Source organism: Mesotoga sp. UBA6090 (assembly GCF_002435945.1).
In the GTDB taxonomy this organism is placed as follows: domain Bacteria; phylum Thermotogota; class Thermotogae; order Petrotogales; family Kosmotogaceae; genus Mesotoga.
On record NZ_DIXC01000030.1, the window covers coordinates 1 to 10,690 of the forward strand.

Sequence of the window (10,690 nt, forward strand, 5' to 3'; positions counted from 1 at the left end):
TCAACTTTGACAGCAATGAATCTGAAAACAGCCAAACAAGGGAAAAAATGAAAAGAAAAACAGACGTACCACCACAGTGGTCTAATATGCAATCTCTTTGAGCAGATCCGGTGGTCTTATTTTGAGTGCTTTGAAAGCCTCGTAAGCATTGTTCATCATTTCAGTCCTTGCAAGAAAGCGTTTGCCTTCTACAGTTAGCTCAACCGCCCTTATCTCTTTCAAGTCTTCAAGCATTTCTGCGTAAGAGAAAGTACTTCCAATCTCTTTCAGCTTTCTGCATAAGGCAGTTTCCATTACAAGTGCAAGGAAACAAATCATTATGTGGCCCTTCACCCTCATGTCTGTGTAATGGTATATGGGACGAAGATCGAGTCCGCTCTTCAGTTCCCTGAACGCCCTCTCTACTTTCCACAGTAATTTGTATGATTGAGCAACCTCTTTATTGGTTAGTTTTGTGTTCGTTCTTAGAACGTATTTGCCATCGTATTTTATTTCCGAAGCCATCTTTTCCTGGTCTTTTCAGCCTCCCTGTACTTCTTTGAGTATTTCTCAATCAATCCAGTCATGTCTATTCTCTTCATCTTCGCATCTACCTCTTTCAACTTGGCATTCGCGAAGATTATCCCCTTGATCCTTACCTTTCGAGTAGTTTTATTTTTGATGCAACGTTACCCTTTTCGAGTAGATTATTTGTGATGCATATCGATTTCTTGCCTTTTACTGTCAAAGTTGAGTATAATTGAACAAAAGACAATGGACGGGGGCTGGAAGTGACTACAAAGAATGTGATCGAAATTCTAGGCGCATACTCACGAAGTTTCGGTGAAACGCTAATCGATAAACCGACCATTAACAAGTCGATTCTCACAAGCAATGTCAGGATCTACAAGATCCTTAAATGGACGAATATCGTTTGTTCTTTTCTTCTGTTTGTTCCAGTTTTTGCATCAATTAGAGATTTTAATTTACCTCATATACTTGGCTATATCTTTATAGCATTTCTTGGCTATTCAACATGGATATTTCAGGGAATTACCGGCGTCCCAGTGTTCGAAGAGACCAGATTCCTCACATTGCTACATCTTGTATTGCACAGTTTCTTTGGGGTTTGGCTTGGATTCTACAACAACTTCACCCATTTTGATGCCTTTCTTCACATCTTTGGAGGATTTTGGGGAGGATGTTTACTCTTTCCGTTTATTTTCGGTTCAGCAATAGCGTGGTCGAATCTTCCTCCCAGGGCAATTAAATGGAAAGTCTGGCTTTCCGGCATTGCTATTGTCAATATGGTAGGCGTATTCTGGGAGATTTTGGAGTTTGTTTCAGACAAGATTTTCGGCGGCTATCCCGGTTATAGAATGGCTCAAGAGAACAGCCTCGATGACACAATGACTGATTTGATTTACAATAACATTGGCGCGACAATAGGTATCCTGCTGTTCTGGTCACACTTGAGGAGGTCTGCAGACATAAACGCCTTCATGAGAAATATGGGAAAGAAGCTGGACGAGTTCTTCAGAAAGGAAAGTCCTCCAGTACAATAACTGTTCCAGTTCCATTTCAGTAGCCAAGACTTTAAGTCCTGGCTAATCATCTTCCAGCTACAGTGATTCGATTCCGTTGATCGCAGAACTTGTCTTTTCGCCAAATTATCCCTCTCCAAATGAGGAAAAAACTCCCCAAAAGAATCAAAAGAAGTTATTTTCGAAATTCGAACCTTTTCGGCATCGACGCTACTCAAGCATGAAAAGGAACTGTGTCTCCTACAAAAAACCTCTTTGACTTATCATCCAACAGTCTTTCTTCAGCTGTCTTCCTTCCCATTTTGATGAGGAGAAAAGGTTCATCAAAACAATCTCATACTGACTTCCAAGAGCTACTCCATCCCAAGACGCAGTATCTGAATCCCATCCAAGTTATGTATTATACTATAGTTAGTTGCTTCCTTAAGATCATCTACTCTTCTTGTGAGGTGCTAAGGTTTGAGGGAATCTTGGGAATACTACAATGAAATCGCTGGAAGATATGACTACATGTATGAAGAAGCTTACTGGAAGCTCTATCACGTTGTAGTTGAAAGGCTTATTGAAGATCATGTGAAAACGGCGGGCAAGGCTCTTGATCTCGGGACCGGTACAGGAAAGTGGGCTCTTTATCTCGCCGAGAAGGGTCATGAAGTTGTTGCCGTTGATCTTGCAAAGGAAATGTTGAAGGTTGCTTCAGTGAAGGCAGATATTGCAGATCTCAAAATTGCATTCATCCATTCCAATGCTGAGAATCTGCCATTTGAGAATGAGAGTTTCGATATCGTTCTTGCAATGGGTGATCTTCTTTCGTATGCAAGGGACCCAATCAAAGTGCTCAATGAGTCACATAGGGTTCTCAAAATTGGTGGCTCATTTCTAGCGACAGTTGACAACGCATGGGCCTTCTTACATGACTTTCTTTCAAGGGGAGAGTACATGATGGCGAAGAGACTCATCGAGCAAGGTGAAATCCCTATAGGCGACAGATCGGTAAGCAACAAACGCTTTATTACGAAGCCCTACTTCTCAAACGAAATTGAATCCTTTCTTAACGAGACCATGTTTGATCTCGTCGATATTGCATCGACAGTTGCCTTTTATCCTTACGACGAACATGCTCTGGCTGCCGGAATAAGTGTAGCTGCAGATTGGGAACACAAATATTGTAGGAACCACGAGACCTTTGCTCGTTCAGAGCATCTCTTCTTTTGCGGGAAAAAGAGGTAGAGAATGGCTAAGAGACGAAGAACCTCTCCAGCACTTGCTATTGGGCTCTTTTTGATAATGGCTGCAATAATCGGTTTCGTGTTTTCATTGATAGCAGTAAACAGGGTCGGTCAAATGAGAGCCGAACTTGTGCAGATGCGCAGGCAATATGATGAAGAGCTTCAGGCAATAGAGGACGACTTCAAGGCAAAGCTCACGAGCGTTGAAAGACTGCTCGGGTCGGGTGGAACTCTTGAGCAGTATATCATTGCGAAGAACTATCTTTCGAACACCTCTGTGGATCTCGAAGCAATTATTACGGAAGCGCAGAACGCAAAGGATAGACCGTACTTCAGAGTTTTTGTGACGGGAACGAAAGATATCTGGGTTGGGATGAAGAAAGCCTCTACAGACTCAACCTATTTCTTTCAGAAGAATTTCGCGCCGGGTCTATCTCAAGAGAAATTCTATTATTTCAAGAATCCAGAGATAGAGACCAAGTACACACTAATGGTGGGAAAGGATGCTTATGTAAGAACTGGAGCACCGGAATCGGTGTACTTAATCTTTTTTGGATTCGACTCCGGCAAGCTTGCTAGAATGCCCGCAGTAGAAGTTACGAATATCACAAGCGCTTTCAATCTTTATATCCCTGGATCATGATTTCGGCCTTTTGTGAAGACACATTGCGGCGGGAGCCGCGCCGGCAAGTAAAAAGCGAAACAAGAGGCTATTGTGCTATGGGATCCCCTTCATTTGCTCCGAGCAAGCCGTTGAAACATGTTACTGTATAGGAGATGTCTCCCTACGTTTAAAAAGCCCGAGACGCTGTGGCAAAGAAGCTTTCAGTTCGCGCAGTTTCAGAACAATATGCAAAAAACAGCTTAGACCTACTTGACTCTATTCACTTCTCAAAGCTTCCACGGGATCCTTCCTGGCAGCCATTTTTGCGGGAATCAGGCCACCCAAAATCGTCAGTATTACGCTTGCACCTGCTAGACCTAGAGCAAAGAGGGGATTCAGATAGGCGACATCTGGTAAGCCAGTCATTCTTTCAATTATTGAGTTCACTGGGAGAATCAACAAGGAGGCGATGAATATGCCCAAAATCCCAGAGAATGCCCCAATTATAAAGTTTTCGGCATTAAAGACCCTGGCAACATCTATTTTTCTCGCGCCCAGTGCCCTTAGTATACCTATCTCTTTGGTTCTCTCTGTCACAGAAATGTAAGTGATGATACCTATCATGATCAGAGAAACCGCAAGAGAAATCATGGCGAAAGACAACAGAACAATTGTTGAGGCGCTCAGCACTCCGTCAAGTAATCCCGTTATAGTCGAAGCAAGATCTATGTAAATTACTCTGTCCTCATCACTCTTACCTTCGTTCCAGACATCGAGATAGTCGAGAACCTTCTGCTTTGATTTAAAGTCCTTTGGATAAAGCACAACCGAAACTGGTGTTTCAAACGCCCCTAGCTTCTGAAGAGTGTTTCTCTTGGTTACGGGTAGGGTGATACCTCCAATTAACCTGGAAGTGATATCTGGAGGGATAACTGAAAGAACGTTGAAGAGATCTGAAGCAAACTGCTCTCCAGTTAGGATATTCACATAGAGCTCCTTCTGAGCCTTAACTATCTCCGATTTCATTGCATCTTCTATGAACATCCGAGCAAGGCGATCGGAATATGCTAATCCTTCGTCTAGAACGGAAAACTTAATTTGCTCCTTCGCCCTAATAATTCCAGAAATCTCAAGAAGTATTCCGACTTCACCATAATAAAGCTCGATCAGATCGCTCATTGACGTCTTTGGTGAGAAGCGCATCCCGTTCTTCACGTAGAAATCATCATTACTGACTGCCTTGATTCTTAATCCAACTATGTCTTCAACAGCGATTTTTTCTCTGTTATAATCTACGCCCAATGCCTGCAGAACTCCCTTGGATACTCTGTTGTCTTGTTTGACAATCATTACAAGATCCGTAGGTTTTCTCGGGAAGGAACCGGCAACCAGATCAAAGTTACTCTCCAGATAACCTGGACTTTCTGGATCCAAGTTCTCAGGATAGGAGGTGAAGTTCACCTGAGTCTGATCAATCGTCTTTGCCATTTCTCCGTATCCAGCAACAAGATTCATGTTAACGTGTCGAGTATATGTGAATCCTGAAAGAAGCTTCGGATCTATGCTTTCAACATACTCAAGATACTCGTCAGACAAATCGTTGTTATGAATCAAAATCTCGTCACTGGGATCATAAGGATAGATAAACAGCTCTTCGGCATCGGAAAGTCTCATTTCGGATTCGAAACGTTGGTAATTCTGAGAATCAATATCTACCGTTGTCTGACTGACCATTATAGGGAAGGTCGACAGAGTCTGTGCTTCGAAATCTGCCAGTTGTTTCCCGAAGCCACTCGATAATGATAGAACAAGAAAGATTCCCACGATTCCTATACTTGAAGCTAGAACTGTAAGCGCGGTACGCCATTTCTTCGTTAGAATATTGGTAGCCGAAAGCTTTAGCGCCGTTGGGAAATCCATTCTTGTCTTCTTGATCTGGAGTTCCGAATGCGGATCGGATTCGTTCGCAACTCTGCTATCGGAAGCAATGGAACCGTCACGAAGTATGATCACTCTATCTGCAAATTTCTTCGCGATCTCTTCGTTGTGAGTAACCATAATCACCAGCTTATTCTCCGCCATCTCCCTTATAAGCTCTATCGTCTGTTCACCAGTCTGAGAATCTAGAGAACCTGTAGGTTCGTCCGCAAGAATGATGTCTGGATTGTTGGCAAGAGCTCTAGCAATAGCAACTCTCTGCATCTGTCCGTTAGAAAGCTGACAGGGTCTCTTATGCGCCTGATCAGACAGACCTACTCTTTTTAACAGGTTCATCGCTCTTTTCTTTCTCTCTAAAGAGGGAACACCGCCAAGTATCATGCCCATCTGGATGTTATCCAGAATGCTGAGGTGTGGAATCAGGTTAAAGCTTTGAAAGACAAACCCGATGCTTTTGTTTCTATACGCATCAAGTTCCCAGTCAGTGAATTTCTCTGTTGATTTTCCATTTATAACAAGGTCTCCATGGTCGCATCTGTCGAGGCCACCTATGATGTTCAAAAGTGTGGTCTTGCCCGAGCCACTGGGCCCAAGAATCGCGACAAACTCGTTCTTAGAAAAACAAATAGAGACTTCGTTAAGTGCCGTCTGTTTCAGTTCGCCTGTTTCGTAAATTCTCGATACTTTCTCCAGCTGAAGCATCTGTGTATCACCCTCCGAAATGAGAATCAATTGGGTTATACTAGAGATTATATTACTCAAGTTCATCAATCGCGAAACAACCTTTTCGCATATAAACCAAGATACTTATTCTAAGATACTTTTACAATGGTCTTTTCAGGCTTATCGTGAGACAAGAAAAGATCCGAAAATAAGCCGGATTTCCGTATCACCTTAAAAACAACGAAGAAGAAACTGTCAGGTTCCGCCCTGTGCGCAGCTTGAGCTGAAACTGTGCCGCATTAAGAAATCCGTTAGCATCTTACCCAGCTTTCATCTTAAGAACTAGTTGTTCCCACTAAGAAAATGAGAAGCCAACTAACCAGAATAACTTGGAACAAAACCATTCGCAAACACGATCATACCAAATCCATCGGTTGCAAGAACCGCATCTCCTATGCTTGATAGAGTGACTCTGTATCGCTCTTCACTCTCATTAAGAGCTTCAGATGACTCAATGCGCTGAATGGTTTTCCCAAGCTTCTCTGTTACTGAAAGAACCATCTGACCTTCTTCATTGAGAAATGGAATTTCGCAGTCACCACAGTAATAGACAGTTACACTTCCTACCTCTTTGCCTCTTTTCTTTATCGGTTCACGAATGAACCGGTCGCTTTTCAGGGTCTTACCCGATTCGTACACTTTATCGTTGCGCGCAATAACTCCTAGGGTATTTACTGAATCTATAAATGCATCGGGAAGTATTCTCAGAAGACTAATCAGAATGTCTTCTATAGAGTTTTCAACTCTATCAACGATTCTCGAAAAGCTATTCAATAGGTTCAGCTCTTTCTCTCTCTGAGTTGTGCCTCGAGACTCATGTTTACGCTCCTCGCATCCCATTTTCTACTGTTCACTTTTCGGTCCTCAAGTTACCTTATCTCCCCCAGAGCTTTTCGAGACATACAGATTTTTGTCTGCTCTCTTGATCATTTCTTCAAGCTCGTCTTCCTGTCCCATAAGACTTGCTATGCCAAAGCTGGCACTAACTTCCAACGGAATTCCATTATACTCAATATCCGTCTCCCGAAATGCGCGGCATATTCTAAATGCCGCTTCTTCAGTACGTCTTGGGTCGGTCATAGGCAATATCACTATAAACTCATCCCCACCGTACCGACCAAATATGTCTGCTGCCCTAAGAATCTTGCAGCAGATTTGTGCCACTCTCTTTAGAACAAAATCTCCTCCAAGATGGCCCAATCTATCGTTAAGCTTTTTGAAGTTATCTAAGTCAAACATTATCAAGCCCATCTTGGTTCCATAACGCTTTGCCTTTTCAATTTCCCTTTCTCCAAGTTCGAAAAGACCTCTCCTGTTGTAAACACCAGTAAGGTAGTCCCTTATTGAAAGATCTCTTACCTCCTCGTGAAGGCGGGCGTTATTTATTCCTATTGCAGCAATATCTGCAAATGCTTTCAGAGCTTCCAAATGCCGCTTCCTGAAAGCCCTTTCAATCTCGCTGTCAACGGCAATCATTCCAATAGGTTCATCTTCAATAAGGAGGGGTACGCCCATCCAAGATTTTATGAAAGCAAAATCCGGTCTGTTGAACTGATGGTATCTCTTTTGAGCATATTCAGCAAGGACTATTCGTTTCTTCTTGGCAACATCATAGCCAGGACTTCCAATCTCCATGGTAAACCTCGTTCCAAGGAAAGAGTCTCTCCCCGGCCAGCTACCACCTACTATCAGTAGTTGGTCGCCATCGATTAGCTCAACCGCAGCACTGTAAAATGGAATGACCTGTCTGAGTCCTCCAACGATGGATTCTATTACGGTGTTCATGTCTAGATCTTTCGTAATCGCCTCGGTCGCCTTTCTCAAAGATTCAGACGTGATGTGATTTCTTTTCGTCGTCACAAAGTTCTTTATATTGTTTAGTGAAAACGAAATGGTGGTGCCAATGAGCCTGTAGAGGTCCATACTCTCCTCAGTTAAGCCTGTCACCCTCTCTGCAACACTTTCAAAGGCCCCGATAACCTCGTTGTTTGACTCAAGTGCGATACAAACGTATCTTAATTCGATTCCATCATCGACTATGTTTTCTAGAAGTATGTGATTACTGCTGAGCTTACTCAGAACTTCGGGATCACCTTTTACGTCTATCGGGAAGATTTCCGTATTACCTCTTGAAACCTCGAGATCGAAGCGATCCTCTTCACTAAAGACAATTCTGCAACCCACTATGCCCTTTTCTTCATAAGCACGATTCACAATCTTCGAAGCGGCTTCCTGGAGATTGTCACCGCTCAAAACTAAGACATACAGATCGTTCATGAAGACCATCATGCTGTCTCTGGTCCTCAACTCAGCCTGAAGCTTCATTTCGCTCGTAACATCTCTCGAAGACATCGTCCAACCTTCTATTTCATTACCCTTAAGTATAGGACTGACGCCCGTTTCCATCCATAACACTCTGCCGCTCTTTGTCTTTGTTCTATACCTGAAGGAACCATTTTTCTTCTCTGTAGCAAGCTTTTTCGATTCCTCAATGACCCTCTCAACGTCTCTCCGATCAATCAGATCAAAAGCCTTTGTTCCTACCAACTCCTCTGGGGTGAAGCCCAGTGTATTCACCGCCGAAGGGGATACGTAATTGAAAATCAATTCTCTATCTGCCACTGCAAGAATGTCCAGAACGTTTCCTTCAAAATTCTTTAGCAATTCGTCGCTTCTTAGTAGTCTCTCCTTCAGCAGCACTTCTTCAACTTGGGGTGTTTCTTCCGAAAGACATTCTTCAAAACTGAGAGAAATAGAACTGATCAAGCACCTCAAGAAGGCCTTCTCATCTTCTGTCCAATCTCTGTCCAGAGACTTGTCTTTGCAGACTAGAGCCAATCCGGCTGAGCCTGAGGAATTGGCTATTACTAATGCGCCCCCGGATCTCCCTGAGATGATTCCATCCTTCTTCGCTCCAAGGATTCTCTCAATCCAGCGATCATTATTGTCTTCGTTTCTTCCGCTGAAAATCCTTTCGACTTCCTTCGTCTCGCTCTTCCATTCGAAGATTTGTCTCGTGAAAAGAGACCCATCCGACACCTCCTCGAACTCGTAGAGCGCAAGACTATCTGCGCAAAGAGCCTTGCCGGCTATCATTAGAACATCGCACAGCTTCGTTATGCTCCGTTCCTCAACTGACATATAAGAGAAGATTGTCTCCAACGAAGCAAACAAGCTGCGTCTACAGACTCCCATAATTCCCTCCGGGAATGGACAGCAAAAATTGATCCAACTGATTATATCATTGCATATTCTTACTCAAAGGCGCTAGTCAGAGTTCTTCAATCTGAACTTGGACAAAAAAACAGCATACCATTTGCGACTTTAATGAGTAGTATTCTATTTCTTGAATTCCAGGCTGAACTCTCCATCGAATGGAGCTGAAGTGAAGCCTTTCTGCTCAGAAGATATACAAGCACGATCTCTTTGAAGTTTGGGAAGCGTCGACAATTGATATCTACTTTCGTGGGAGTCTCTCTCAGATCACATCTAAGAATTCTCCATCCGTTACTGACTTCCTTTTTTGGACAATCCTTTCTCGCCCCCCTTTGCTTCTCGATCGTATCGCTATAATACCTTACTCTTCGAGAACAACGACAAGTCAGTCTGCAATTCTTCAAGATCATAGATCTCATAAGATGATGTCATCATTGTCTCATACTCCTGTAAAACGCAATCTCTGAGCACTTCAATCACTTCCTGACGAATTACACGATCAAGATTCTGATGACTCGTAAAGAATAGTTGATCTGGGCCGCTTGCCACACTCCATGAACCAGGGCACTCAACCTTCTCAATTTTCGGCAAGAGGTTTGCTTCTAAGAAAGCACTGAAATAGCAGGGCAGCTCGCAATTCTTGATGTCTGAGTCCTCTGATTCATCAATGATTTCATCTTAGAAAATTCTGAGCATTGTTTGCCTTAACTTAGCATACTCTCAATTCTGGAAGCTTGGAAGAGCTTAAGTACCTATCTCCTTAAGGATGACAACCTCAAGAGATTTAGATATCTGCACAGATTCGAAAGCAGTGCTAAACTTGGTTGTTGGTGGTGGAGGTGAAGGATGCGTTTTCTTGAACAATACCTTCAAAGAGAAGTTAGCCTGCACTTGGAAGCACGGAACCTGGAGCGATCGCATTTTGTGTTGCTCTTGCAGCAAGCAAACTCGAAGAAAAGATAGAAAAAGTCGAAGTAACTACCAGTGCCAATGTGTACAAGAACGGAATGTACGTTGGAATTCCAGGTACAAATGAAAAGGGAAATGAGTTTGCTGCCGCTTTAGGTGCTGTATGTGGAGATACGGGCCTCCAGCTTGAGGCACTTAAACCTTGCCGAATTGAATCAGTCGATCTCGCAAGAGAGATGATAGACAAGGGTCTGGTCAGTGTGATCTGTGATCAAGATCTATCTGGCGTATTCATAGAAGCCTCGGTGTCTAATCAGAATCACTCTGCGCTGTGCAGGATAATCGACAGTCACACGAATGTCGTTTTATTACAGATAGACGGAAAAAAGGTTCCCTCAAGTGAGGAATTCGTCCCTTCCGCCGCATTGAAATTTACCCCTGAAGAGATATTTGAATCAATTCGAGAAATCACTGAAATAGAAATCGAGAAGATCTTCGAGGGAATAGAAATGAATCTCAAGATTGGCTCTTCCTCAGTGTATAGGAAA

The 10,690-nt window shown here is 43.1% G+C and carries 6 protein-coding genes and 2 pseudogenes; 4 read left to right on the forward strand and 4 right to left on the reverse strand.

The features are described from left to right. Positions 1-81 precede the first annotated feature (81 nt). Positions 82-516, reverse strand: a pseudogene (locus B3K42_RS04685) (IS1634 family transposase); the annotation flags it as partial. Between the two features lie 254 nt (positions 517-770). Here B3K42_RS04685 and B3K42_RS04690 point away from each other — a divergent pair. The 3 genes from B3K42_RS04690 to B3K42_RS04700 all read left to right on the forward strand — a co-directional run bounded on the left by B3K42_RS04690 (position 771) and on the right by B3K42_RS04700 (position 3,395). Beyond that, complete coding sequence (locus tag B3K42_RS04690) at positions 771-1,544, forward strand: hypothetical protein (protein ID WP_110990012.1); 774 nt, start codon at positions 771-773, stop codon at positions 1,542-1,544. Positions 1,545-1,982: 438 nt separating this feature from the next. Continuing rightward, positions 1,983-2,753: a class I SAM-dependent methyltransferase gene (locus B3K42_RS04695; protein WP_110990011.1), complete on the forward strand. Its 771-nt coding sequence runs from the start codon at positions 1,983-1,985 to the stop codon at positions 2,751-2,753. A gap of 3 nt (positions 2,754-2,756) precedes the next feature. Then, complete coding sequence (locus tag B3K42_RS04700) at positions 2,757-3,395, forward strand: hypothetical protein (RefSeq protein WP_110990010.1); 639 nt, start codon at positions 2,757-2,759, stop codon at positions 3,393-3,395. 237 nt (positions 3,396-3,632) lie between these two features. Here the strand turns inward: B3K42_RS04700 and B3K42_RS04705 are convergent, their stop codons facing one another. The 3 genes from B3K42_RS04705 to B3K42_RS04715 all read right to left on the reverse strand — a co-directional run bounded on the left by B3K42_RS04705 (position 3,633) and on the right by B3K42_RS04715 (position 9,212). Beyond that, a complete protein-coding gene (locus tag B3K42_RS04705; protein ID WP_292597136.1) occupies positions 3,633-5,996 on the reverse strand; it encodes an ATP-binding cassette domain-containing protein in 2,364 nt (787 codons plus the stop codon). Positions 5,997-6,332: 336 nt separating this feature from the next. Then, positions 6,333-6,791, reverse strand: a complete 459-nt coding sequence (locus tag B3K42_RS04710; RefSeq protein WP_146227030.1) for a GAF domain-containing protein — start codon at positions 6,789-6,791, stop codon at positions 6,333-6,335. 90 nt (positions 6,792-6,881) lie between these two features. After that, entirely contained in the window at positions 6,882-9,212 is a 2,331-nt protein-coding gene (locus B3K42_RS04715) for a sensor domain-containing diguanylate cyclase (RefSeq protein ID WP_292597139.1), read from the reverse strand. 1,013 nt (positions 9,213-10,225) lie between these two features. Between B3K42_RS04715 and B3K42_RS04720 the strand changes: the two are divergent. Then, positions 10,226-10,690: pseudogene (locus B3K42_RS04720) on the forward strand (serine dehydratase subunit alpha family protein); the annotation flags it as partial.